24 protein-coding genes are annotated in these 24,173 nt (G+C 70.4%); 9 read left to right on the top strand and 15 right to left on the bottom strand.

Annotated features, from left to right (window positions below; genetic code table 11):
- Positions 1 to 156: 156 nt before the first annotated feature.
- Positions 157 to 909, bottom strand: coding sequence for a hypothetical protein (locus AMYBE_RS0119795; protein WP_020661129.1), 753 nt, complete (start codon positions 907 to 909; stop codon positions 157 to 159).
- A gap of 129 nt (positions 910 to 1,038) precedes the next feature.
- Here AMYBE_RS0119795 and AMYBE_RS0119790 point away from each other — a divergent pair, with 129 nt between their 5' ends.
- Both AMYBE_RS0119790 and AMYBE_RS0119785 read left to right on the top strand, forming a co-directional pair.
- Positions 1,039 to 1,914: a TIGR03619 family F420-dependent LLM class oxidoreductase gene (locus tag AMYBE_RS0119790; RefSeq protein ID WP_020661128.1), complete on the top strand. Its 876-nt coding sequence runs from the start codon at positions 1,039 to 1,041 to the stop codon at positions 1,912 to 1,914.
- A gap of 1 nt (position 1,915) precedes the next feature.
- Positions 1,916 to 2,356, top strand: a complete 441-nt coding sequence (locus AMYBE_RS0119785; RefSeq protein ID WP_020661127.1) for a nuclear transport factor 2 family protein — start codon at positions 1,916 to 1,918, stop codon at positions 2,354 to 2,356.
- Positions 2,357 to 2,405: 49 nt separating this feature from the next.
- Here the strand turns inward: AMYBE_RS0119785 and AMYBE_RS41990 are convergent, their stop codons facing one another.
- The 11 genes from AMYBE_RS41990 to AMYBE_RS0119730 form a co-directional block, all read right to left on the bottom strand.
- Complete coding sequence (locus AMYBE_RS41990) at positions 2,406 to 2,873, bottom strand: MarR family winged helix-turn-helix transcriptional regulator (protein WP_020661126.1); 468 nt, start codon at positions 2,871 to 2,873, stop codon at positions 2,406 to 2,408.
- 184 nt (positions 2,874 to 3,057) lie between these two features.
- Positions 3,058 to 4,491: an aldehyde dehydrogenase family protein gene (locus AMYBE_RS0119775; protein ID WP_020661125.1), complete on the bottom strand. Its 1,434-nt coding sequence runs from the start codon at positions 4,489 to 4,491 to the stop codon at positions 3,058 to 3,060.
- A 19-nt stretch (positions 4,492 to 4,510) separates the two neighbouring features.
- Positions 4,511 to 5,284 carry an SDR family oxidoreductase gene (locus AMYBE_RS0119770; RefSeq protein ID WP_020661124.1) on the bottom strand — a complete coding sequence of 258 codons (774 nt, stop codon included), beginning with the start codon at positions 5,282 to 5,284 and terminating at the stop codon, positions 4,511 to 4,513.
- Positions 5,284 to 6,174, bottom strand: coding sequence for a dihydrodipicolinate synthase family protein (locus AMYBE_RS0119765; RefSeq protein ID WP_034288882.1), 891 nt, complete (start codon positions 6,172 to 6,174; stop codon positions 5,284 to 5,286). The genes AMYBE_RS0119770 and AMYBE_RS0119765 overlap by 1 nt, the downstream gene beginning before the upstream one ends.
- A 5-nt stretch (positions 6,175 to 6,179) precedes the next feature.
- On the bottom strand, positions 6,180 to 6,965 hold the full coding sequence (locus AMYBE_RS0119760) for an enoyl-CoA hydratase-related protein (protein ID WP_020661122.1): 786 nt from the start codon (positions 6,963 to 6,965) through the stop codon (positions 6,180 to 6,182).
- The gene (locus AMYBE_RS0119755; protein ID WP_020661121.1) at positions 6,962 to 8,149 is read right to left on the bottom strand and encodes a CaiB/BaiF CoA transferase family protein; all 1,188 of its coding nucleotides are present in this window, start codon (positions 8,147 to 8,149) and stop codon (positions 6,962 to 6,964) included. The genes AMYBE_RS0119760 and AMYBE_RS0119755 overlap by 4 nt, the downstream gene beginning before the upstream one ends.
- Positions 8,146 to 9,492, bottom strand: a complete 1,347-nt coding sequence (locus tag AMYBE_RS0119750; protein WP_020661120.1) for an FAD-dependent oxidoreductase — start codon at positions 9,490 to 9,492, stop codon at positions 8,146 to 8,148. Before AMYBE_RS0119750 ends, AMYBE_RS0119755 begins: the two co-directional genes overlap by 4 nt.
- Positions 9,493 to 9,501: 9 nt before the next feature.
- Entirely contained in the window at positions 9,502 to 10,800 is a 1,299-nt protein-coding gene (locus AMYBE_RS0119745; protein WP_020661119.1) for an MFS transporter, read from the bottom strand.
- Positions 10,801 to 10,934: 134 nt separating this feature from the next.
- Positions 10,935 to 11,528, bottom strand: a complete 594-nt coding sequence (locus tag AMYBE_RS0119740) for a helix-turn-helix domain-containing protein (protein ID WP_034288879.1) — start codon at positions 11,526 to 11,528, stop codon at positions 10,935 to 10,937.
- A gap of 119 nt (positions 11,529 to 11,647) precedes the next feature.
- Entirely contained in the window at positions 11,648 to 11,848 is a 201-nt protein-coding gene (locus tag AMYBE_RS45815) for a hypothetical protein (protein WP_020661117.1), read from the bottom strand.
- A 219-nt stretch (positions 11,849 to 12,067) separates the two neighbouring features.
- Complete coding sequence (locus AMYBE_RS0119730) at positions 12,068 to 12,556, bottom strand: DinB family protein (RefSeq protein WP_020661116.1); 489 nt, start codon at positions 12,554 to 12,556, stop codon at positions 12,068 to 12,070.
- 263 nt (positions 12,557 to 12,819) lie between these two features.
- On the opposite strand from AMYBE_RS0119730, the gene AMYBE_RS0119725 reads away from it, so the two are divergent.
- The 3 genes from AMYBE_RS0119725 to AMYBE_RS0119715 all read left to right on the top strand — a co-directional run bounded on the left by AMYBE_RS0119725 (position 12,820) and on the right by AMYBE_RS0119715 (position 16,257).
- Positions 12,820 to 14,532, top strand: coding sequence for a DUF1003 domain-containing protein (locus tag AMYBE_RS0119725; protein ID WP_027927821.1), 1,713 nt, complete (start codon positions 12,820 to 12,822; stop codon positions 14,530 to 14,532).
- Between the two features lie 144 nt (positions 14,533 to 14,676).
- Positions 14,677 to 15,066 carry a hypothetical protein gene (locus tag AMYBE_RS0119720; protein ID WP_020661115.1) on the top strand — a complete coding sequence of 130 codons (390 nt, stop codon included), beginning with the start codon at positions 14,677 to 14,679 and terminating at the stop codon, positions 15,064 to 15,066.
- A 159-nt stretch (positions 15,067 to 15,225) separates the two neighbouring features.
- Positions 15,226 to 16,257 (top strand): M48 family metallopeptidase, encoded by a 1,032-nt coding sequence (locus AMYBE_RS0119715; RefSeq protein WP_020661114.1) that lies wholly within the window; start codon positions 15,226 to 15,228, stop codon positions 16,255 to 16,257.
- Positions 16,258 to 16,410: 153 nt separating this feature from the next.
- Here the strand turns inward: AMYBE_RS0119715 and AMYBE_RS0119710 are convergent, their stop codons facing one another.
- Positions 16,411 to 17,235, bottom strand: a complete 825-nt coding sequence (locus tag AMYBE_RS0119710; RefSeq protein ID WP_020661113.1) for a MarR family winged helix-turn-helix transcriptional regulator — start codon at positions 17,233 to 17,235, stop codon at positions 16,411 to 16,413.
- A gap of 394 nt (positions 17,236 to 17,629) precedes the next feature.
- Between AMYBE_RS0119710 and AMYBE_RS0119705 the strand changes: the two genes are divergently transcribed.
- Positions 17,630 to 18,376 (top strand): DUF1345 domain-containing protein, encoded by a 747-nt coding sequence (locus tag AMYBE_RS0119705; protein ID WP_245573220.1) that lies wholly within the window; start codon positions 17,630 to 17,632, stop codon positions 18,374 to 18,376.
- 129 nt (positions 18,377 to 18,505) lie between these two features.
- The gene (locus tag AMYBE_RS0119700; RefSeq protein ID WP_154676251.1) at positions 18,506 to 20,098 is read left to right on the top strand and encodes a hypothetical protein; all 1,593 of its coding nucleotides are present in this window, start codon (positions 18,506 to 18,508) and stop codon (positions 20,096 to 20,098) included.
- Between the two features lie 268 nt (positions 20,099 to 20,366).
- Here AMYBE_RS0119700 and AMYBE_RS0119695 read toward each other — a convergent pair whose 3' ends face one another.
- Positions 20,367 to 21,344, bottom strand: coding sequence for a zinc-binding dehydrogenase (locus AMYBE_RS0119695; RefSeq protein ID WP_020661111.1), 978 nt, complete (start codon positions 21,342 to 21,344; stop codon positions 20,367 to 20,369).
- 48 nt (positions 21,345 to 21,392) lie between these two features.
- Here AMYBE_RS0119695 and AMYBE_RS0119690 point away from each other — a divergent pair, with 48 nt between their 5' ends.
- Positions 21,393 to 21,977, top strand: a complete 585-nt coding sequence (locus AMYBE_RS0119690) for a TetR/AcrR family transcriptional regulator (RefSeq protein WP_154676250.1) — start codon at positions 21,393 to 21,395, stop codon at positions 21,975 to 21,977.
- 284 nt (positions 21,978 to 22,261) lie between these two features.
- Here the strand turns inward: AMYBE_RS0119690 and AMYBE_RS0119685 are convergent, their stop codons facing one another.
- The gene (locus AMYBE_RS0119685) at positions 22,262 to 23,107 is read right to left on the bottom strand and encodes an SDR family NAD(P)-dependent oxidoreductase (RefSeq protein ID WP_020661109.1); all 846 of its coding nucleotides are present in this window, start codon (positions 23,105 to 23,107) and stop codon (positions 22,262 to 22,264) included.
- A 130-nt stretch (positions 23,108 to 23,237) separates the two neighbouring features.
- Between AMYBE_RS0119685 and AMYBE_RS0119680 the strand changes: the two genes are divergently transcribed.
- Entirely contained in the window at positions 23,238 to 23,828 is a 591-nt protein-coding gene (locus tag AMYBE_RS0119680) for a TetR/AcrR family transcriptional regulator (protein ID WP_020661108.1), read from the top strand.
- Positions 23,829 to 24,173 lie beyond the last annotated feature (345 nt).

Here is a 24,173-nt window from a genome sequence, read left to right as displayed (position 1 = left end):
CGGTGAAGGGAACCTTGAGGGACTCTGAGTCCGTGATGGTTCCCTTCACGGACTCATCCGGCCGGGCAGGCGCTTGGCCAGCCGGGGTGCCGCACCGCACCGCCGGACACGAGCACGGGCCCGCGGCGGATGCTGCGGGCCCGTGCTCGTGTCCGGTCAGAAGTCGAAGCCGCCGCCATCGAAGCCGCCGCCATCGAACCCGCCGGCGTCGGCGGAATCGCCCGAGCCGTCCATTCCGCCCGCGTCCAGGGCGTCCGCCTGGCCCGCGTCGTACCCGGATTCCCACGCCGACGCGCTGGCGATGCCGCCCATGCCGGAGAACATCGCGCTGAACAGGACCATCGACCCGAGGCCCCACGCACCGGCCACGAGCGCCGGCTTCCACCACGGCTCGCTGTACCAGCCCTGCGGCACCGGACGGCCCGCGACGCGACCACCGGGGTAGTAGTACGGCGTTTCCTGGCCCGGGTCGGGCGAAGCGGCGTAGCGCTGGCCCTCGACGTCCACCTCCCGGTGTTCGGTGACCTTTCCGGCGCGTTCGCGCTCGGCGTCGTCCGGCAGCGCCGGGCCGGGGTCCATGCCCATCGCGACACGCGCGGCGCGCACGTAGTACAGGCCCTCGACAGCGGTTTCCTTCACCAGCCGCGCCTGCTCGACCGTCTTGGCCTGCTCCAGCTGCGAACCGGCGGCGTTGTAGCGCTCGCTCGCGTCCGCCATCGCCTGTTGCGACGCAGTGTCGTTGCCGGTGATGTTCAGGACCTGGCCGCCGAGGCGCTCGACCAGGCGGCGCGCGTCGGCTTTGGCGTCGTCGAGCTGGCGCTGTTTGGCGGCGGCCTGCGACCGCACCAGGAACAGCCCGCCTCCGACGATCACGACGACCAGCACGATCAGCAGGATCGCGGTGCCCATGGATACTCCGTCTGTCGATCTGGGGCGACGGCGTGCTGCCGTCTCTGAAACGGACAACGCGGGCGCCCTGCCAAGAGTTCCCCGATCGGCCGGTGGCCGACAAAACTAGAACACGTTATAGTCCGGCGCATGAGGTTCTCCCTGTCGATCGCGATGAACCCGCTCGGCCAGCTGGCCGGGCTCGCCCAGGCCGCCGAGGAGGCCGGATTCTCCTCGGTCGTGCTGCCGGACTCGCTCTTCTACTCGGAAAAAGTGTCCGCCGACTATCCCTACACCCCGGACGGCAGCCGCTTCTGGGACGAGGAGACGCCCTGGGTGGACCCGCTGGTCGCGACCGCGTCGATGGGCGCGGTGACCGAGCGGATCCGGTTCTACACCTCGGTGCTGAAACTCGGCTCGCGCAACCCCGTCCTGCTCGCCCGCCAGGTCAATTCGGTCGCCGCGCTCACCGGCGGGCGGTTCGGGCTCGGGCTCGGGATCGGCTGGTCGCCGGAGGAATTCGAGTGGTGCGGCGCGCCGTATGAGCGGCGCGGCAAACGCTTCGACGAGGCGATCGAGGTGCTGCGGCTGATCCTCGACGGCGGCATGGTCGAGTACCACGGCGAATTCTTCGACTTCGACAAGCTGCGGATGAGCCCGACGCCGCCGTCGCGCGTGCCGTTCTACATCGGCGGCCACACCGAGGTCGCGCTGCGCCGGGCGGCGCGGGTGGCGGACGGCTGGTCGTCGGCGATGATGACGCTGGACCAGCTCCGCGAAACCATCGGCAGGCTCAAGACGCTGCTCGCCGAGCAGGGCCGGGCCGGCGATCCGTTCGAATACCAGGCGGTGTGCGTCGACCGGTTCGGGCTTGACGGGTTCCGCGAGCAGGCCGAGGCGGGCGTCACGGACGCGATCACCATGCCGTGGGTGTTCGAAGGGCTCGGGTTCGGGGCGGAGCTCGGCCCGAAGATCGACGCGATCCGCAAGTTCGGCGACGAGGTCATCGCGAAAATCGAGGAGTGACATGGGAGTCGAGGTCAGCTGGGATCCGGCGGAGGAGCAGCCCCCGGCGCGCCAGGCCGCGTACAGGTCGATGACGGCGGTGACCGCCGGCGACAAGGACGGCTGGCTCGCGCTGTTCGCGCCGGACGCGGTGGTCGAGGACCCGGTCGGGCCGTCGATGTTCGACGAGACCGGTGCCGGGCACCACGGCCCGGACGGCATCTCCGCGTTCTGGGACAAGACGATCGGGAACGTCGAGAAGTTCGAGTTCGTGATCCGGGACTCGCACGCGGCCGGTTCCGAGGTGGCGAACGTAGGCACCATCACCACGTTCCTGCCCGGCGGGTACCGCGTCGACACCGACGGAGTGTTCGTCTACCGGGTGAACGACGCGGGGCTGATCGTGTCGATGCGGGCGTTCTGGGAAACCGAACGGGCGATGGCGACGGCCCGGCAGGTTTAGCGGTCAGCTCGCACCGGCGCGGGCGGCCGGGGTTGGAAAGGCAACGCGTTCAGGCGTTGTCCAGACGCAGCAACGTGTTCAGCAGGGTGCTGCCGGGCAGTCCTTCGTCGCCGAAGATCCGGTGCTGCACCTCGACGGCGAGCGGCATCGCGGCGCGCAAGACAGCCGCGCCGGCGTTGGTGACCTCGACGCGGTTGGCCCGGTCGCCTTCGGTGCGGCGGGCGCGCGCCACGAAACCCTTGCCTTCGAGCGTTTTGAGCAGCTGCGACACCTGTATCGGGTGGACGTCGCCCGCCGCGGCCAGTCCGGACTGGGTGACCGGGCCGCCGGTGCGGTTCAGCCAGCCGGCCAGCGCGAGCGTCTGGAACTGCAGGTGGGTCAGGTCCAGCGGGGCGAGCGCCTGGTCGATCTCGCGGACGTAGCGGTGCACGACTCGCCACATCACGAAGCCGACCGCGTTCTCCGGCGCGCCGAGCGCGGCGGAGGCGAAAAGCTCGGCCAGGGCGTCCTTGTCCATCGGGATGCATGGTAGCCCGGCGACCGCTGCCGCTGGTCCGAACACTTCTAGCAGCGGCGGCTGGTCCGTGAAGGGCCCCTTGAGGGAATCTGATTCCCTCAAGGACCCCTTCACGGACCGAGCGGGCCGCAGCGAAGGCGCGGCGGCGGATGCGAAGCTCGCCAAAGCGGGCGCAGGCCGGGTGCTAACCGCGATCGTGTCCTAAATAGATGGTTTTGGACCAGGTGTAGAAGTCGGCTGCGGCCGGGCCCTGTTCGCGGAACGTGTTCGACGAAGAGTCCTTGACACCGCCGAACGGAACGTTCAGGTCGAGTCCGGTGGTCGGGCGGTTGACCTTCACCACGCCGGCTTCGGCGTGCTCGGCGAAGTGGTGCGCCAGGGCCAGATCCCGCGTGCACAGGCCGGCGGTGAGGCCGTAGCTGGAGTCGTTGACCAGTGCCAATCCCTCGTCGTAGCCGTCGGCCGGGATGACCGCGACGACCGGTCCGAACACCTCGTGGCGCGCGACGTCGTGCTCGTGGTCCACGTCGGTGAGCACCGTCGCGGGCAGGAACGGGCCGTCGGCTGTGCCGCCGGTGGCGATCGTGGCGCCTTGTTCCCGTGCCCGGCCGATCGCGGCCAGGTCCGCGGACAGCTGGTCCGAGCTGACCACCGGCCCCATCACGGCGTCGTCTTCGAGCCCGTCGCCGGGAGAGAACCGTTCTGCTTCCTTGACCAGCGCCGCGACGAATTCGTCGCGGATGCCCGGGGTGCAGTAGACCCGCGAAGTCGCCGTGCACGCCTGGCCGGTGAGCCCGAACGCGCCCGCCGCGACCGTCCGGGCCGCGACAGCCGGATCGGCGTCGTCGAGTACCAGGTACGCGTTCTTCCCGCCCATTTCGAGCTGGACGCGCGCCCGCCGGGCGGACAGCGTCCGGTGCAGCCGCAACCCGACCTCGGTCGACCCGGTGAAGGACACCGCACGGACTCGTTCGTCGGCGGCGAGCGCGGCGCCGAGCACGGAACCCTTGCCGTGCACGACGTTCAGCACTCCGGCCGGCAGCCCGGACTCCACCAGCGCGGCCGCCAAGTGGGTGGCCGACGCGGGGGTCAGCTCGGCTGGCTTGAGCACCACGGTGTTGCCGCTGACCAGCGCCGGGGCGAGCTTCCACGCCGGGATGGCGATCGGGAAGTTCCACGGCGTGATCAGCCCGACCACGCCGAGCGGCTCGGGCCGGGTGAACACGCTGGTGCCCGGCGTACCGCTGGGGAACACGCCACCGGTGCGCTGCCAGCCGTGCGAACCGAAGTACCGCAGGACGTCGATGGCCCGGCGCACCTCGCCGCGTGCCTCGGCCAGCGTCTTTCCCTCCTCCCGCACCAGGTCGGCGGCGACCGTCTCGTGCCGCGAACGCAGCAGGTCGGCGGCGTCGAGGAGAATCGCGCCGCGAGCCGGGGCCGGAGTGGCCGCCCAGGCACGCCGCGCGTGCTCCGCCGCGGACAGTGCGGCGTCCACAGTGGACTTGTCGCCGGCGGGCGCGCGGACGGCGACTTCGCCGGGGCGTGCCGGATTGTGCCGTTCCCGGACCGGGTCGCCGGTCCACTCGCCGCCGACGAGGTGCTGCACCGTGGTGGTCATGAGGCTCCTTCGCGGACAGTCACAGGGTCGGCACCAGGCCGCCGTCACAGCGGATCGCGGTGCCGGTGAGGTAGGACGCAGGCGCGCCGCACAGGAACGCAGCCGTCGAGCCGAACTCCGCCGGGTCGCCGTAGCGGCCCGCCGGGATGGTCGCGAGCGCGGCTTGGCGGACGCTTTCGGAGCTCCGGCCGCTCCGTTCGGCGTTGGCCCGGTCGAGCGCCGCGACCCGATCGGTCGCGATCCGCCCGGGCAGCAGCAAGTTGACGGTTACGCCGTCGGCGGCGACCTCGCTCGCGAGGGTCTTCAGGTACCCGGCCAGCGCGGCCCGGCCCAGGTTGGACAGGGCGAGGTTCGGGATCGGCGCTTCGATCCCGCTCGAACCGACCGCGAGGATCCGGCCCCAGCCCCGCTCGCGCATGCCCGGCAGCAGCGCCGACACCAGGCGCACGTGCGGCCGGACCAGCGACGCGAGGGCGAGGTCCGCGTCGGCGACCGTGGTGTCGGCCGCGGTGCCTGGCTTCGGTCCCGGCCCGTTGAGCACCAGCACGTCGACCGAGCCGAATTCGGCGAGGGCCGCGTCGACGAGCTGTTGCGGCCCTTCCTCGGCGGTCAGGTCGACCTCGACCGCGATCGCGCCGGGCAGCTCCGCCGCGACGGCGCGGGCTCGTTCGCCGCGCCGCCCGCTGACCGCGACCCGGACGCCCTCGGCAGCCAGGGCACGAGCAACCGCCTCGCCGAGCCCGCCGGTCGACGCGCAGACCACCGCGGTACGGCCGGCCAGTCCCAGATCCATTACGCAACCTCCGTCATCGTCGAGACCGCGGTGACGTGCCGGTGCAGCTGCTCGCGCAGCGCTTCGGGCAACGACGCCGCGGGCGGGCGCACGCCCGCGTCCAGGATGAGGCCGCGCCGGCGAAGGCACTCTTTGCGGACGGCCAGCGCCACGGTCGCTTGCTGCTCGAAGTTCACCAGCGGCAGGTACGGCAGGAACGCTTCCCTGGCCGCGGCATACCCGCCCGCCTGCCATGCTTCGACGCACGCGAGCAGTCCCTCGGGAAACGAGAACCCGGTCATGGCGCCGGCCGCGCCCGCGGCGAGTTCGTCCAACAGCCCGAGCCCGCCGAGCCCACCGAACACTGGGACGTCGAGACTTTCGGTGAGGGTCGCGATCGCGGTGGTCGTCGGCGGGGCTTCGGCTTTCACCGCGACCACGCCGGGCGTCGCGGCCAGCGCGGCGGCCAGCGCGGCGGGCGCGATCCGGACCCCGGAGACGAGCGGGTAGTCCTGCACGACGAGCCCGGCCCCGGTCGCCTCGTGCACGTCGGCGAGATGCCGGGACAGCACGTGCGGATCGCCGGAATTGACCTGCACCATCGCCCCGGCCAGCCGCGACCCGGCGAGTTCCGCGGCGAGCGCGACCTCCTCGATCACCGGCGCCGTGGAGAGCCCGGTCGCGCCGACGACCACCGGGAGATCGACGCTGTCGAGCACGGTCTCCAAAACCGCGCGCCGATCGGCGGTGTCGAGTCGAGCCGCTTCTCCGAACACGCCGAGCACGGTCAGCCCGGCGACCCCGAGCGAGGCGTAGTGCTCCACGAGCCGCGCCAAGCTCGGTTCGTCGACGTCCAGGGCGGAACCGGTGAACGGGGTCGCTACGACGCCCCACACTCCGGGTGCCAGCATCGGCGTCACCGCCCCGGCCACACGGGCGGTCGCTTCTCCTGGAACGCCCGGACGCCCTCGGCACTGTCCTCGCTGTCGAGCGCGGACATCAGCGCCGGAAGCCGTGCCGCCCAGGCTTCCCGGGCGCTCAGCTGTCCGGTCCGCTGCACGATCTGCTTGATCGCGCGCAGCGACGTCGGCGCGCACGCCAAGACGTCCGCGACCCACCGGTCCACCACCGAGTCCAGTTCGCCGGCCGGAGCCACCTCGTTGACCAGCCCCATCCCGTGCAGTTCGGCGGCACCGGCCCGGCGGCCGGTCAGCAGCAGCCCCATCGCCTGGGTGTGCGGGAGCCGGCGCACCAGCTGCGCGATCCCGCCGCCGAGCGGGAGCCGCCCGACCCGCGGCTCGGTCAGCCCGAACTGCGCGTGCTCGGCCGCGATCACGATGTCGCAGCCCAGCACCATTTCCATCCCGCCGCCGAGCGCGTAGCCGTTGACCCGTGCGATCACCGGCACGTCGAGCGTCGTGCGCAGGCACAGGCCGCCGAACCCGGTTTCCGGTTCGTCCGCCCAGAACTGCAGCCCGGTCTTCTCGATCGCGTTCGCCGACATGTCGGCGCCGACGCAGAACGCGCGTTCCCCGGCTCCGGTCAGGACGACGACGCGCACCTGCGGGTCACGCTCGATCGCTTCCCAGATCTCGCACAACCGCCGCTGCGTCTCCGGTGCGACGGCGTTGAGCACCTGGGGCCGGTCGATCGTCACTCGGGCGACGTGCTTGTCGACCTCGAACCGCACCTCTTCGCTCACCGAAGCACCCCCGCGGCCTTGAGCGCGGCGATGCGTTCGGCGTCGTAGCCGTGCTCGGCCAGCACTTCCTCGTTGTGCTCGCCCAGCCGCGGCGGCACCCGCCGGACTTGCGCGGGAGTCTCGGACAGCCGGATCGGCGCGGCCAGCGCTCGCACCCTGCCCGCGGTCGGATGCTCCATTTCCAGCACCATCCGGTTCACCGCGGTCTGTTCGTCCTCGAGCGCCTCGGCGAGGCTGCGCACCGGGGCGCACAGGATGTCCTGTTCCTCCAGCCGTTTCACCCAGTATTCGGTGGTATTCCCGGCGAACCGCTCGCGGAAGATCCGCTGCAGTTCCGGTTTGTGCTCGAACTGCAGCTCCAGCGTCGAGTACTCCGGCCGAGCCGACAGGTCCTCGGGAAGTTCGAGCGCGGTGCTGATGTCGCGCAACGGATTCTCCTTGAACGCGCCGACCATGCACACCGCTCCGTCGGCCGTCGGGAACACGCCGGACAGCGGCATCGCCGCCCAGTTCACCTCGCGGCCGCGGTTGAGCTGCATGCAGGCTTCCTGCATCTGCATGTGGAGCATCGAGTCGTACATCGTCACCTCGACCTTCTGCCCCTCGCCGGTGCGAGCCCGGCTCACCAGCGCCAGCAGCACGCCCTGCAGCAAGTGCATCCCGGTGGTGTAGTCGCACAACGTGGTCGGGTACACCGAGAGCGGCACGTCCTCGGACGCGCGCCGCCACATCACGCCGGAGTACGCCTGCGCGATCACATCCTGCCCGCCCTTGTGCCGGTACGGGCCCTCTTCGCCGAACCCGGTGCCGGACGCCCAGATCAGCCCCGGGTTGCGGCGGCGGCATGCCTCGTAGCCGAATCCGATCCGTTCCATCACTCCGGAGCGGAAGTTGCTCACCACCACGTCCGCCCCGGCGATCAGGTCGCCGACGATCCGCCTGCCCTCCTCGGTGCGGGTGTCGATCGACACGCTGCGCTTGTTCCGGTTGATGGACAGGAAAATCGGGTTGTCCGGCCCGTCCGGGTCCGGAATGGACGACCGCGACAGGTCGCCCGCGCCGGGACGCTCGATCTTGACGACGTCGGCGCCGTAGTCGCCGAGCAGCTGCGTGCAGCTCGGCCCCAGGTAGACCTGGGTGAAATCGACGACGGTGATCCCGTCGAGCGGCAGCGCGGCGTTCATGCGACCTCCAGTTCCACGGTGGCGTTCGGGGCGGGCACGTCGCCCGGATCGGCGCCCTGGGCGCGCATCCCGGCCTGGATCAGCGCGGGATCGACCTCGCGCACGGTCTGCCCGCGGTCGGCGGCGATTCCGGCGGCGACGCCGGCGGCTTGGCCCATCGCCATGCACGGCGGGATCTCGCGCGAGATCCGCTGCGCCTCCGGCGTGGCCGAATAGTGCCGCCCGGCGACCAGCAGCTGGTCGACGTCGCGGGGGAGCAGCGCCCGGTAGGGGGTGTAGTAGTCGCGGCCGCGGGCGACCGAATCGGCGAAGTGCCGCCGCTGCGTGATGTCGTCCTTCGTCACCACGTATTCGCCGCGCAGCAACCGGGTCTGGCGCACTCCGATCTGTTCGGCCACGTCGAGCAGGTAGCAGCCGCCGAACCCGGGCAGCTCGGCGCGCACGTACTCGATCGCCGCGGAGATCCTTTCCCGGGCGTCGAATTCGGCCGCGGTGAGCGATTCCGGGTCCGCGCCGTCGTAGCCGGTCAGGTGCGGGCAGTTGCACCACACCACCCCGGGCACCGGGGTCTTGAGCCACCACAGTTCCCACGCGCCGCCGAGCATCCGCTTCACCTTGCGGTTGATCGCCCTGGCGGCGCGGGGGTTGTCCTGTTCGAACTGCTGCGCTGCCTCGGTGTCCACCCCGCCGAGCCGGAATACGAGCGTGACCAGATAACTGTCGTGGGCGTAGGACGCGCCGGCCCGGGACGCGACGTCGATGTCGCCGGTCGTGTCGATCACGATGTCGCCGAGCACCGCCTGCGGCCCGGATTTCGTTTCGCATACGACGCCGCGCATCCGGCCGTCCTCGACCACCGGACGGGAGAACCAGCTGTGCAGCCGCAGATGCACGCCCGCCTCGCGGACCAGGTCGTTCGACACCCGCTTCCAGCCGTCCGGATCGAAGGCGACGGCGTAGCAGATCGGCTTGGGGCTGGCGTGCGAGTGGAAGTCGAACGCGCCCCACCGTCCCCACCGCCGCCACATCTCCGGGGACGAGATCCGGTCCGGCTCGGGCGGGTACACCGCGAGCCCGATCCGCTGCAACCGGTCGACGTACTCGGCGACGATGCCTCGGACCGACACCTCGCTGCCGTTGCACATGTCGTCCAGCACCAGCACCATGCCGCCGGACGCCAGCCCGCCCAGCGCCGCGTAGCGCTCGAGCAGGGTCACCGAGGCCCCGGCGCGGGCCGCGGACACCGCGGCGCTGACGCCGGCCGGTCCGCCGCCGACCACCACTACGTCGCTGCGCCGCACAACGGGTGCGTCGAGATTCGATAGGGACACTGCGAGGTCCATCAGCACTCCTCACTCGCCTGCGTAGATTCCGGTGCGGCGCCGGGCCGCGAGATAAAGGGCCACGCTGATCAGGCACAGCGCGGCGGTGTAGGCGGGGAACATCCAGGCCGAGCCGTAGCGGCCGAGCCACACGAGCAGGTACGACGCCGTCCCGCCGAACAGCGCGACCCCGATGCCGTACCCGAGCCCGACGCCGGTCGCCCGGCACGGAGCGGGCAGCAGCGACGTGCTGACGACGTTGTAGAGCGTCATGTTCAGCACCAGCACCAGGCCGCCGCCGAGCAGCACCGCGCTGAAACCGCCGAGTCCGGGCCCCGCGTACAGCAGCATCAGGAACACCGCCGGGACGGCGAGCAGCCGGGTCGCGACGAAGGTACGGGACAGTTTCCTGCGGTCGGCCAGCGCGCCGGTCAGGAGCGAGCCGACCACCAGGACTACTCCGAGCAGCGTGGTGATGGCGAAAACGGAGGTCGCGTTTTCCTTGTAGGTACTGCGGGCGAGCGTCGGCAGGCCGACGTTCCAGGCGTAGTTGTAGGCTTGCGCCGCGCCGACGACGAAGATCATCGCGAGCAGCGCCAGCCAGTGCTTGCCGATCCCGCGCCACACCTCGCGGCTGCTCTCCGCCGGCCGTTGCCCGGCGGCGGACGGGTGCAGGCTTTCCGGCAGCTGGCGTCGCATGTAGACGATCACGATCCCCAGCACGGCGCCGAAAGCCATCGGCACCCGCCAGCCCCACGACTGCATCGCGGCGCTGCCGACCACGGCGCTGGTGAGAAAACTGATCAGCGAGGCGCCGAGGATGCCGAGGTTCACGAAGAGGCTCATGATCCCGGCGGCCCGGCCTTCCCGTCCTTTCGCGGTGAGTTCGACGGCGTACGCGGTCGCGAGCGGACCTTCGACGCCGGTGGAGATTCCTTGCACGACGCGGCAGAGCAGGAGGATCACTCCCGACCACACGCCGAGGCTGGCGTAGCCGGGGACGGCGGCGATCACGAGCGTCGCGAGCGCCATCGCGGCGACCGAGCCGAGCATCACCCGGCGGCGGCCGAAGCGGTCGGCGACGAGGCCGAGCACCACGCCGCCGAGCGGACGGAACAGGAAACCGACGGCGAACACCGCGAGCGCGCTGAGCGTCGCCGCGACCGGATCGTGGTTGGGGAAGAACTGCGGTCCGACGAAGGCCGAGAGCAGGCCGAAGATCTGCCAGTCGTACCACTCGAGGGTGCCGCCGAGGCCCAGTGCGACCAGCGGGCGCCGGGCGGCGAGGGAACGGGTTTGCCGGTGGGGTTCGGTGGAGGTGGAGGCCATGGTTTCCGCCTTAGGGGAAAGCGGTCTGCGCAGAGGGTCTGCCCCGAGGGCAGGACAAGGGAAGCCGCCGGGCGGACAGGCCGGACGACCGCGCGGCGGGCAGGACGGCCCGTCGCGTGCTCAGAGTGCGGTGGTCACCAGGTAGGCGGGGTGATCACCCAGACGGCGACGCACGTTTCGTCGCCGGAGTTCACGTACCAATGCGGGATGGTCGACGCGTACCGGATCGAATCGCCGGCTTCCAGGTGGTGCCGGACGCCGTCGAGGTACACGTCTTTGGCTCCGGAGAGGATGAGACCGAATTCCTCGCCGTTGTGCCGGTAGGGGGTTTCGCTGCTGTCGTAGCCGGGCGGGGTTTCCACCCAGGTGGCCTCGAGCGCTCCGTTGAGGTCGGGAGTGAGCAGTTCGTAGCTGCCCCCGTCGGCGAGCCCGTGCCCGTCGATCCGGCGCCGCTCGTGCTTGCGCACGACCGGGGCGCGATGCCCGTCCTCCTCGATCAGCTGGGCGATGGAGATGCCCAGCCCGTGTGCGATCTGCACCAGCGTGGAGAAGGACGGATTCGCCTTGCCGCGTTCGACCTGGCTCACGATTCCGGTGGACACGCCCGACACCTCGCCGAGCCGTTCGACGGTGAGCCCGCGTTCCTTGCGCAGAGCCCGGATTTTTCCGCCGATGACGTGCAGCATGGAAGCGCCGGGGGTGCCGTCCGCCTCGCTCGCTGCCGTCATGGCCTCGCTCCCGATCTTCACTGAATCGCTGGTGTTGTTCAGCATAGTGTTGGTTTTCAGTGAGTCAAGGGTCGTCTTCATTTTCCTGAAATCTGCGGCCGTCGGTGATCATCCGAAGCTCAGCGGTGCGACGCTGAGGAACAGACGGCGCGCGAGATCGCCGAAGCGGCGGAGAACGCGCCCGGATCGGAGAGCGCGAGGCCGAGCATCGTCGGGAACTGGACGGCTTCCTGGATCACGCGCACCCGGAACCCGGCGCGCAGGCACAGCGGTGCGATGTGGTCGTCCAGCCGGGGCACCCAGGTGGGCCGGTAAGGCAAGAAACGGCAACCCGGCGACCGCGACGGTTTCCTGGCCCGCCAGCGGATGCGCCTCGGCCACCGCGACGATCCGCGCGCTGTCGTCCCGCTCTTCGCGATCTCCACCGCTGGTCTTCGCGGTCTCACCGGGTAGATCGTCCATTGTGGAATGGCTCTGCCCGACCGAGCTGTTGCCGACCGAGGTGCGCGCAAGCAGCTGCCTCGCTGGCGGCTGTGCCGCTATTTCGCGTCGTGGGCGAGGATCTGCTCACGGAGGATGTCCGCGTGCCCGCAGTGCTGGGCCAGTTCGCGCAGCAGGTGCAGGTAGACCCACCGCAGCGGCAATGGCCCGCGCCGGTTGCCGGTGAGCAGGTCGTCGAGGTCCAGCGCCGCGGCGGCCCGCCGGGACGCCTCGCACGCCTCCCGGTGCGCACGCTGAACGGACTCGACGGTGTCCTCGTCGGCGAGGAGGAACGAGTCGCCCGCGTCGTCCGGCAGCCCCAGTTCGGCGCGGGAGCGGCCGGTCACCGCCTCGTCGAACCAGACCTTCTCCACGAACGTGGCGTGTTTGACCAGCCCGAGCAGGGTGGTCCGGGACGGCACGAGCGACCGGCGGGCCTGCTCTTCGGTGAGCCCGTCGAGACACCGCTGAAGCGCTTCGCGGTGCTCGTCGGCGAACGTTTCGATCTGGTCCCGCAGGGGGCTGCCGATCACGGATTCCGTGGACATGCGGCCAGCTTGCCGCACGGCGGCCGGGCGGATCCGCGGGGTTCTTCTTCGCCGCGAAGCGGTGCCGCGGAGTCCTCAATGGATGGTCGCTCGCCGGGCTGCCCGGCTGCCCCGCTCCGTCCGCCGGGATACTGGCCCCGGAGACCGGCTGGCGGCGGAAGGGGCTCGAGCGTGCCGAGGAGCGGATCCACTGTGCGGAGGCGGACGCGGCGGAAACCCGGTGCGGCGCCCGATTCCGGACGGAACGGGTGAACCGCCGCCGAATGCCCCGGTTGCCCCGGCTGCCCCGGCGGCCGGCCACGACCGAGGACGAGCAGATCGGCTTCAACGGCGCGTTCGCGGCGGCGCTGACCCGCGCGATCGGGTCGATGCCCGCGCTGTACGCGGTCCTGGTGATCGTCGCCGGGTGGATGGCGCTGGCGACCTGGGGCCCGCTGCGCGCGGCCGACCCGTACCCGTTCGCGTTCCTGCTGTTCCTGGACAACGTGGTGCAGCTGGTGCTGTGCCTGGTGATCCTGGTCGGCCAGCGGGTGCTGGGCGGCGCGGCGGACAAACGGTCGGTGCAGACCTACGAGAACGCCGAGGCGGTCTTCGAGCAGATCGCGGACCTGCAGCGGCACCTCGACGAGCACGACCGGGCGCTCAGCCGCGGCGTCAGCCTGCTGGAGACGAGCCAGCACCCGTGGATCGAGCAGCACCGGGTGCAGCGCCCGCCGCAGGCGCTCGACCACGCGGTGAGCGTCAACGGCCGGATCGCGGCGTGGCTGACCGAGCGGCTCGGCAGCATGTGGGCGTTCTACCTGGCGGCTGGCACCCAGGTGGCGTGGATCGGCCTGGCCGCGCTCGGCGTGCAGACGCTGGACCCCTACCCGTTCGCGTTCATGACCTTCCTGTCCACGCTGGTCCAGCTCATCTTCATGATCGTCATCATGGTCGGGCAGGGGGTGCTGGGCCAGGCCGGCGACCGGCGGTCCGAGCAGACCTACCTCAACGGCGAGGCGATCCTGCACGAGTGCCGCCGGATGAAGGCGCGCCTCGTCGCGCAGGACCGGCTGATCGAGGACCTCAGCCGCTACACCCGCGGCGAGCTCATCGAGGACCTCGCGCGGGCTCTGCACGATGCCGAGGGCCAGGCTGGCAACGGTGTCGTCCGGCAGGCAGGCAACTGGGTCCGCGGCCGCCGCCGGTGGGATCAGTCGCCGGAGGAGCACAAGACCGGCGCCCGCGCGCAGGCGCGGCAGCTCGGCGAGACCCTGGCGGCGGTCGGCTGCGTGATGGTGCCGGCCTTCGATCCCACGCTCACCGTGGCGTTCGACGATTCCGAGGTGCTGCTGCTGGCCCAGCGGGAGCACGACCGGTGGCGGGCCGAGCAGCCGGGCGCCGAGCATCCGGACCTGGTCGGCTGGGAAGCGCTGCCGGAACCGGCGCAGGCGCGGAAGCTGCACGTCGCGCGCAGCATTCCGGGCCTGGTGGCGAGCGTCGGCATGCAGGTGATCCGAGACGGGCGGGCGCGCGACGGAGCGGGGGAGGACGACTTCACCGCCGCCGAGTGGGAGGTCCTGCAGCGGGCGATGATGGCCTCGGGCGTCCTCGTCGGGCTCGCGGTGGGCGGGCTCGACTCGGACGAGATGTTCGCGCTGATCAAGACCTTGCGGGAGGCGAGCGTCGCGCATCCCCGGCGGTTCATCCGGGAAGCGGCCGCGACGTCGGCGTTCGACACCGGGCTGCGGCCGGGCGTCAAGTACGCCGGCTACCTGCCGTTCGCGGAGAAGACGATCCGGGAGGCGACCGCGATCGTGGCCCGGACCGCGCCGGCCGAGCTGCCGGATTTCCGGGAGTTCCTGGTCGAAATCGCCACCGTCGTCGCCGAAGTGAACCAGGAAGGCGGATTCCTCGGGGTCGGCGCTCAGCGGCGGACGCCGAAGGAAGTCGCGGCGATGGACGCGGTCCGGGCGGCGGCCCGGCACGACGGCTGACGGTCCGCCCCGGACTCCCGGGCTCAGCCGTTGTTCGTGCCGCCAGTACCGGGCCGATGCTCCCGGGATGCGCCGAAAACGCCTCGAAGATCGCCCCGACCGGCTACGATTCGCCCGGAATCGACCAGTTACGGGGGGAAAGCCATGAAACGCGTTGCCGTCAGTTTCGTCCTGTCCGCGGCCGCCGCGGTCGCCGCCACCGGGGTCGCGGCCGCGGCCGAGTATCCGAAGTCGGACTTCCAGGGGAAGTTCGCGCACGGGCACACCGGCGGCACTATCACCTGGTACAACCGCGCCGTCGGGGTCAGCGGGTTCGTCATGGACGAACCCGCGCCTGGGAGCACTGCGGTCCTCTTCCAGTTCCGCGGGCCGAACGGCGAGCTGTACGACGCGCAGACGCGGACCGTCTCGGACGACTACCGGAAGTTCGGCTGGGCCCAGCCCGGACCGGCCGGCGGCATCGCCCGGGTCGACGTCTATCTCGTCCACGACCGGGAGCGGCACCTGGTGGAGTCCTTGCGCCGCAAGGCGTGAACCCCACGGCACGGGTCGTGAATTCACCGCGTCCAGCCCGGTCCGGTGACGCGTTTTCCGCTGGTCCGGGCCGGTCCGGACTGCGATGGGCGGTTCGCGCCGCGCCGCCGCCGATGATCGGTTTCGAGTAGGGTGCGTTGAGCGACCACAGGGGGAGTCATGACTGAGGAAATCGAGCCTGCGCGCCGGGATGCCGTCCGGTTCCCGGGGATCAGCCCTCGCGCCTACGAGCATCCGGTGGACCGCGGCGCGCTCGCCACGCTGCGCGCGGTGCCGGGATTCGCCCAGGTGATCAAGGCGATCTCCGGCTTCTACAACGAGCGCGGCGAACGGCTGATGGCGCTGGCGTCGTCGATCCGCGTCGGCCCGCGCCAGTACCCGGAACTCGACCGGCTGCGCCACGAGTGCGCGGAGACGCTCGACCTGCCCGCGGTGCCGAACCTGTTCGTCTACCAGGACCCGAACCTGCAGGCGTCCGCGCTCGGCATGGACGAGCCGTTCATCCGGATCAGCACCGCTCTCGTCGACCAGATGAGCCACGAATCGCTGCGATTCGTGATCGGGCACGAGATGGGACACGTGCTGTCCGGGCACGCGGTCTACCGCACGATCATGGTGCGCCTGATCAATCTGCAGATGTCGATGTCCTGGACGCCGGTCAGCGCACTCGGCATCCGGGCGATCATCGCGGCGCTGAGCGAGTGGTACCGCAAGGCGGAGCTGTCGTGCGACCGCGCCGGCCTGCTCTCCAGCCAGGACCCGGCCGCGGCGCTGCGCGCGCAGATCCAGATCGCCGGCGGGCTGGACCCGTCCCGCATCGACATCCCGTCGTTCCTCAAGCAGGGCGCGGAATACGAGTCGGTCGACGACATCCGGGACAGCATCCTGAAGCTGAAGTACGTCGAGACCGAGACCCATCCGTTCGCCGTGGTCCGCGCGACGCAGCTGCAGCGGTGGGCCGCGTCCGAGGAATACCGCGCGATCCTGGCGGGCGATTACCCGCGCCGCGAGCAGGACGCGCCGACCACGGACTGGAAGGACGACCTGAAGTCGGCGGCGAAGTCCTACAAGGACTCCTGGACGGCTTCCACCGACCCGCTGACCAAGGTCTTCAGCGAAGTCGGCGAGTCGGTCGCCGACACAGCGAGCAAGGTCTGGAGCAAGTTCGGCGGCAACGGCGACAACTCCTGACCGTCCGGGGCAGCTCGACGCTCATCTCGGCCGGGTCAAACTCGCCGACCGGGTCCAGATCCGGCTCCTCGCCGGACACCCGGTCGGACTCGACGCGCACCACCGCCCGGTCCCGGGCAGCAAGGTCGGCGGCGGTGGCGTGAAGCGCCCCGCTCAGTGATCGTCGACCGGTATCGCGGCGGCGATCGGCTCAAGTCCCGCGATCAGCTCGTCGAGTTCCTCCGGGGCGAGCACGTCATACGCCGGCGCCGCCAATTCGTCCGTCCGGGCTTCGATCCGCTCCTTGATTTCCCGGCCGGCATCGGTGAACTTGCCGACAGCGTCGACCAGCCCACGATCCCGCAGCCCGTCGACGACGGCGGCCAGCCGCGCCTTGGGCAGGTGGTGAATCCGGCCGAATTCCTCCGCTCGCATGCCGAGCGCGAGGGCCATGAGCACGTGCGCTTCGGTGCCGCCGATGCCGTGTGCGACCAGGACGGCGTTGTGACCGTCCCCGCGGTGCTCTCGCAGCAGCGTCGCCGCGTGCCAGAGCTTGGCGACGGGCTCCTCGGGAATGTCGAGTGCCCGCAGCCCCGCGTACAGGGCTCGGCCTTCGGTCGGCGCGCTGACGGCGGCCCGAGTAGCGAGGTCGGCGGCCCGCCTCAGGCCTGGGGAGCCGGCGAGGTCCCCGATCATCTGCCGCAACGCGGCGGCGCTGCCGCGCTGGCGTAGGGCGATCGCTTCCTGCGGGGTGATCTTCCCCCATACCCACGGAATGTGCCGCGCCACCTCACCGTCGGCGAAGTTGTAGAAGACCGCGTGCACCACTTCGGCCGATGCCAGCCCGAGCGGCGCGGCGCGGCCCGCGAAGTATCCGTCCCAGTAGTTGCGCATGCCCACGGCCAGGAACGCCTCGTTCGGCACCTCGGAGTAAGTGACGGTGGCGATCGGCTCGATGAGCTCGAACATGCGGTGGGTCTTGGCCGGCGAGTGCGACATCGGCGAGCATCTCCTCTGGTCGGGACCGCTCCCTCGCGGGCGGCCGCTCACTCTGGCTACGAACAGCGGGACCTGGATTCGACAAGCCCGGCGGATTTTTCTGGGCGGAAGCGTACGCGGCTGGTGTTCGCGCTGGCCGGAGGCTCGGCTGCGGCGCGTCGAGCGCCGCCTCGGCACCCGGGCGAGCGTCGCTTCCGCCGGAACCGCGAAGCGAAATTCTGTCCGGATCGCGAAATGCCGAATTCGGGTTTCCGAGGTTTGCTCAGTGCTTTCTCAACACATTCTCAGCGTTCGCTCAGAATGGACATTCGGTGCACTGGTTGAGCGTTGACGATGTTTCGTGGCAATGTCTTCACGGCTGGCTAGTCCCGTTACTGACAAAGGCGCGAAAACCGTGACATCGAACGACGGACCCGACGAATCCCCGCGTGCCGCTTTGGCGGCGCGGCTGGACCAGGTAGAACGATTGCTGGCCCGGACCAACCAGCTCGGCCAGGTGTCCCACAGCGTTCTCGGCGGCCGGTCGCGCTGGCCGGTGATCCTCGCGGTGGTCGTCGCGATCGGGCTGCAGCTGGCACTGCCGGCGCGATTCACGCCCGGGCACCGCGCGGTGCCTGTCCTGGAATTGGTGCTCCTGATCGCTTTGGTGGCGACCAATCCGCTCGGCAAGCGCCGACGGGCGCGGTGGGCGCGGCACGCGCTCGTCGTGTTCACCGCGATCATCACCGCCACCAACGCCTGGTCGGCGGTCCGGCTGGTCCAGCAGATCATCGAGGGCAAACAGGACGACGCGTTGCCGCTGCTGACCTCCGGCGCGGCGATCTGGGGCACCAACGTCATCGTTTTCGGCCTGTGGTACTGGCAATTCGATCGCGGCAGCCCGCTCTCCCGGCTTTCCGGCGGGCAGCCGTTCCCGGACTTTTCCTTTCCTCAGCGGCAAAGTCCCGACGAGGCTGCCGCGGACTGGGAACCGGTGTTCATGGACTACCTCTACCTGTCCTATACGAACGCCACCGCCTTCAGCCCGACCGATGTGCTGCCGTTCACGCCCCGGGCCAAGTTCGTCATGATGATCCAGTCCGTCGTGTCGTTGATCACTGTGACGCTCGTCATCGCCCGCGCCATCGGGCTTTTCAAGTAGCCCGGGCCGACCCGTCGCCTGGCGAGGCGCTGTGGTCCTGCGTGCTTGGTGTCATGGGGATTTCATCACCGCCCGCTACCGTCCTCGCTTCGTAAGCCGTTCGCGACGGCCGTACGGAGAAGGAGACGAGTGCACCAGCCACAGCCGGGCCCCAGCCAAGGACTGCTCAGGGCCGGCAACATTATGTTCGGGATCGGCGGCCTCGCGCTCCTCGTCGGCGTCGGCGGCGTCATGGGCGCGCTCGGGGCGTCCCACCGCTCCGCCAACGACGTTCCGCTGCCCGTCGTGGCGATCGCGCTCCTGATCGGTGCGGGGCTGACCGCCGGGGGCACCATGCTGCGCAACACCGCTGTCCGCCAGGTCCGGTACCGGGTGGCCAAGCCGTTCGACCCGCTGGCGGCGCTGACCGTGTGGGGCGGGCTGATCGGTCTCCTCGTGCTGACCTATCTGGTCGGGTTTCTTCTGCACAGCCGTGTCGCCGTGGCCGTGCTCGCTGCCTGGCCGGCGCTGATGGTCTGGCAGCAGCGGCGCACCACGGCGCTCCAGGTCGACCAGTCCGGGGTGAACGTCGGCGGCTCGGCGCTCGGTTGGGGCGACCTCGCCGAGTTGGTGGTCGACGACCAGGGCCACGCGGTCCAGGTCAGCGCGCGGCTGCGCCAGGATCGGATCCACCTCGGCGGAAACGTTGTGCCGCAGGGAGATGCGAGCACGCTCGCGCCGATCTGGGTGCTGGTGCCCAGGGTCAAGCTCGACGTCGCCCGGCTGACCGCGATGGTCCGGCAATACTCCCCGGACGTGCAGGTCGTTCCCCTCCGGCCGGATGCTTTCGCGCCGCCGGCCGGGTCGTCGGTGTCTGGTGTTGCGAGTCCGGTGGTGGCGTCGTCGGGTGGGGTGTCGGTGCCCGGTGTTCCGGCCCCGGCAGAGTGGGCAGACCCGCCTACTCAGCCTCGGATGCCGGCGCTGCCCACCGGACATCAGCCGCTGCCCGCCGCATATCAGCTGCTGCCCGGCTATTCCGCCGCGGCGCAGCCTTTGCCTGCCCCAGGCGCTTGGCCCGCATCACATGTCGGGCCTCCGTCTCCAGGCGGCATGGCGGTGGCCGGCCCGTTCCCGCCCGGCGGCGCCTGGACTGCGCCGCCCTCCCGGCCGAAACGCTGGATCCCCTTTGCGGCGCTCGGGGCCGGCGTCACGCTGGTCGCGGCGGTGGCCGTCGGGTACTTCGCGTGGCCTTCTGGGGAACCGTCGACCGCGAATCTCAGCGCGGTGCCCGACAAGTACACCCACGGCCTGCCTTCCTGCACGAATGTCGCCGCGAAGATGTCGCTGCCGCCGGGCGCGACGCTCGCGACGGGAACCGAGTCCCCGTCGGAGCCGCAGACCCGTTGCCTTTGGGAAGACAGATCCGGCGGCAGCATCGACGTCTACTGGAAACTGTTCCGCACCGGCCAGGGCGAGGGAACCGGCACCGAGCAAGCGAAACGCAGCTTCGAGGAGTACTACCTGGACGGCAGGAGCAAGCGAGAACCGAACCTTGGATACGCCGAGGAAGGCCACTGGCTTCTCCCGCAGGGGGAACCCGGTGGCGAGAACTGCGCGCTGTACGTGCGGGACGGCAATGTCGTGATCATGGCCTTCGCCAAAGGGCCTACGTACCCGCAGGATTCCTGCGAACCCGTCACCAAGGCGCTGCTGAAGGGAGCCTGGGAGGCGACCACGCCATGACGGAACCGGCGACCGGAACGAGCCGTGCGCAGCCGGGCCGCCCGCCCGCATCCGGATAGCCCGCCGCGTGACTCGCGTTCCTCCACGATCGACTCCCGTTCGCGGCCATTTCGAGTCCGCTGCCGGGATCGCGTTCGAATGGGGTTCGGTGCTTCGGTCCGTTCCGGCCGCGACAGATCAATGCTGGAGGAACCGGAGCCGGAGAACAGTTCCCCGGAGCGCCGGTTCGAGCTCACCGTACGGCGCGGCCACGTCGCAACCAGATCTGTCACAAGCTTCGGCCGAGGTGTTCGGCGGGGGTGAGCACGATCCGGCCGAACACCTCGCCAGCCTGCATCGCGCGGTGCGCCGCCACGGCCTCGTCCAGCGGCAGGACCGTGTGCACGACGGACGTCAGCTCACCGCGGGTCGCGGCGGCGAACAGGTCCGCGGTCATCGCGCGCCGGTCCGGCTGGGGCACTGTGTTCGCACTGAAGGTCGCGAACGACATCGACTTCTGGAAAGCCTTGACCAGTTTCATGCCGAAATCCGCAGGCGGGTCGCCGGCGATCGCACCGACGGCCACCATGCGCCCGTTCGGATTCAGCTTGGCGAAAAACCCGGGCAGGCCCGCTCCGCCGACGACGTCGATGATGACATCGTAGGTGTCCTCGGCACCTTCGCCGGCGCGGTCCAGCACGCGAGTCGCGCCGAGCTCGCGCAACCGATCGCCCCGTTCGGCCGACGACGTCGTGACTGCGATCGCCCCGGCACCGGCCCGTGCGGCGAGCTGGACCGTCATGATGCCGATGCCGCCGGCCGCTCCGCGGATCAGAACCGACTCGCCAGGAGCGAAATGGGCGTGGCGGAGACCGAAGTGGGCAACTACGCCCGAACTGCCGAGGGTGACGGCGTCGATCGCCGAGAGGGTCTCCGGAAGGGCGACGAGCGTCGCTTCCGGCACGACGGCGTGCTCCGCGTAGCCGCCGCCGACGCCGGTGAACCCCCACACGCGCCGTCCGACCCAAGACGGGTCGACGCCCGCGCCGGCTGCCGTCACGATGCCCGCGACCTCGCCGCCGGGGATGTGCCCTTCCGCGAATCCGTACTCGGCCAGCGCGCCGCTCCGAATGAGGGTGTCGACTCCGCCGACGCCGATCGCCTCGGTGCCGATCAGGACCTGCCCGGCGGCTGGCGCCGGAACGGGGAGGTCGAGGATCGCGAGTCCTTCGGGACCGCCGAAATTCTGTACCGCGATTGCTTTCACTCGATCGACGGTAACGGACGCCACCGTCCGCTTGGGTAATGTGAGATCGTGCCCGATCAATTGCCTCACTTGCTGCGTTCGGATGCCCTGGACAACCGCGAGCGCATTCTCGAGGCGGCTCGCGCGCTGTTCGGAGCCAACGGCCTCGATGTGCCGATGCGGGAGATCGCCCGCAGGGCGGGAGTCGGCCCGGCGACGCTCTACCGCCGGTTCCCCACGAAGGAAATGCTGGTTGTCGAGGCTTTCGCCGAGCAGATGCGCGCCTGCTATGCCGTCGTCGACGAGGGTCTAGCCGACCCGGACCCCGGGCACGGCTTCACCTCGGTCGTCGAGCGGCTCTGCGAACTGCACGCCCGAAACCGCGGTTTCGCCGCAGCGTTCGTATCGGCCTACCCGCACGCGCTGGATTTCGCTGCCGACCGTGCGCGGGCCTTGGAATCGATCGCCGAGCTGGTCCGCCGCGCCCAGGCGGCCGGGGAAGTGCATCCGAGCGTCGTGCTGGACGACGTGATTCTCGTCCTGATGGCCAATAACGGCATCCAAAGCCGGTCCGCCGAGGCGGCCGTCGCCGCGTCGCGCCGCTTCGCCGAGATCGCGCTCAAGGGAATGCGGCCGGACACCGGGCACCGGTAGCGGTTGGTCTCGGGGAAGATCACCGGATACACCGCTTGATTTCTCCTGACCGTCGGGCGATGGTTCAGTTTTCGTCGCGCGAAAACTGCTTTCGCGAATGGAACCGGGCACGGGTTGAAAAGCGGGCCAATGGGGTGGATGGGCGTACGCGCGGCGCTGACGATCGCTTCGCATGCACCTCGCTGGACTCTGGGTATTCCGGGGTGCGACGGCTCAGTTTCCCGCTTCCGCGGCGCTGTGCGGCGCTGCCCGGCCCGGAACTTACGGCCGGTGAGCGGGGTGGTTCAGCGAACCCAGCCTCCGGTGAGGTTTTGGACGGCGGAGCCGTCGAGGTCGGCGAGTGTGGTGGCGACGAAGTCGCGGGCCCATTGCGAGGTCTGGATGCGGAAGGGCGGGTGGTCGCTGGTGAGGGCGTCGATGATCGGAGCGGCGGCTTCGGCCGGGGTCTGGGCGTTGCCGAACGACTGCTGCGTGCGGGCGAGGTAGGCCTGGAGGGCCGAGGCGTAGGGGCCGGCGGCGGCGAGCAGGGCGGGCACGTCCAAGCCGAGGTTCGCGACGAATTCGCTGGCGACCGCGCCCGGTTCGACCACGGTGATGTCGACACCGGCGGTGGCGGCGACCGGGGCGAGCGACTGCATGAAGCCCTCGACGGCGAACTTGGCCGCGCAGTACGCCTCGTTGAAGGGCTGGCCGACCACGCCGCCGACGCTGCTGACGGTGACCACCTTTCCCTGGGAGGCGCGCAGGTGCGGCAGGGCGGCACGGGTCGTGGCCACCACGCCGAAGAAGTTGACCTCCATCGCGGCACGCACCTCGTCGAGGCTGCTCTGTTCGATGGTGCCGACCTGGGCGGCGCCTGCGTTGTTGACCAGCGCGTCGAGGCGGCCGTGCTCAGCGATCACCTCGTCCAGGCAGGCGGCGATGCTCGCGGGGTCGACCACGTCCAGCCGCATGACCTGGATGCGGTCGGCCACGCCAGCCTCGGCGGCGGACTTGAGCAGCGCGTCGGCCTTGCCGGTGTCGCGCATGGTCGCGACGGTCGTCCAGCCCGCCCGCGCGGCACCGACAGCGGTGGCCAGTCCGAGGCCGGAGGACGTGCCGGTGATCACAACCGTCTTGTTGGGGGTCATTGAGGGCCTTCCTGGCTGTGAAGCGCAACGGGGCACACCCGTAACCGGGGGGTTCCCCGTTTCTCGTCCACGATAATCGGGGAGTTCCCCGTTTGTCCAGCTAGACTGGTTCCCGACGAAGGGAGCGGCCTTGACCACCCAGCCGAGCGTGTTGCGTGCCGATGCCCGCCGCAATCGGGAGCGCATCCTCGAAGCGGCCGTGCGCGCCTTCTCCGAGAAGGGCGCGGACGTTGCGATCGACGCGATTGCCAAGGCCGCGGGCGTCGGCTCGGCCACGCTCTACCGCCACTTCCCGACCCGTGAGGCGCTGGTCGAGGCGGCCTACCGCAACGAGCTGGCCCGGGTCTGCGACAGCGCGGTCGAGCTGCTGGCCGGCAACCCGCCCGACCGGGCACTGCGCCAGTGGATGGACCGGTTCATCGACTACCTAGCCACTAAGCACGGCATGGCAGACGCCCTGCGCGCCGCGGTCGCCTCCGGTGCGGACCCCTTTGCCGAGACCCTCGACAAGCTCGGCGCCGCGCTCGATGCCCTGCTGCGCGCCGGTGCCGAAGCCGGTCTCCTGCGCCCGGACGTGGACCCCCTCGACGTCGGCTTCAGCCTCGCCGGCATCGCGCTGGTCACCAGCGCCCCCGACCAGCGCGAACGGGCCGGCCGCCTGCTCGACCTGCTCCTCGACGGCCTCCGCCACGGAACAGCCGGACCAGTGTCAAGCTCGTGACCCGGAACAACTGAATCCCGACGCGGAAGCGATCAGGCAGTCCGGTGCGTCGACCGGGCCGGTTCGAAGTGACGCAAATTTTGCTGCAGCTGAAGTGTCGATTGATGGCCAGGCGTCAATGAGCGCTTGATCATCACTGCGACCGAGCAGCAGGAGTCGCTCGTCCGGGAGGGAAGGCGCGCGCCAATCTGGCCCCGCGGCTTGACGACGCCGAAGAGGTCGCCGCCGCCGAAGCCGCAGCCGTGAGTGCCCGGCCACCGGGCGAGCTGACTCCCGGCTTTCGCTCCGGCGAGGCGCGAGCCACGCGTGCGATCGGGTCGCGGTCCTGAACACGGTTTCTTCGGT

The sequence above is a fragment of the Amycolatopsis benzoatilytica AK 16/65 genome (assembly GCF_000383915.1).
Classification (GTDB): Bacteria; Actinomycetota; Actinomycetes; order Mycobacteriales; family Pseudonocardiaceae; genus Amycolatopsis; species Amycolatopsis benzoatilytica.
Note: the sequence above shows the minus strand (reverse complement) of the source record. Positions and strands in the feature narration are given on the sequence as shown.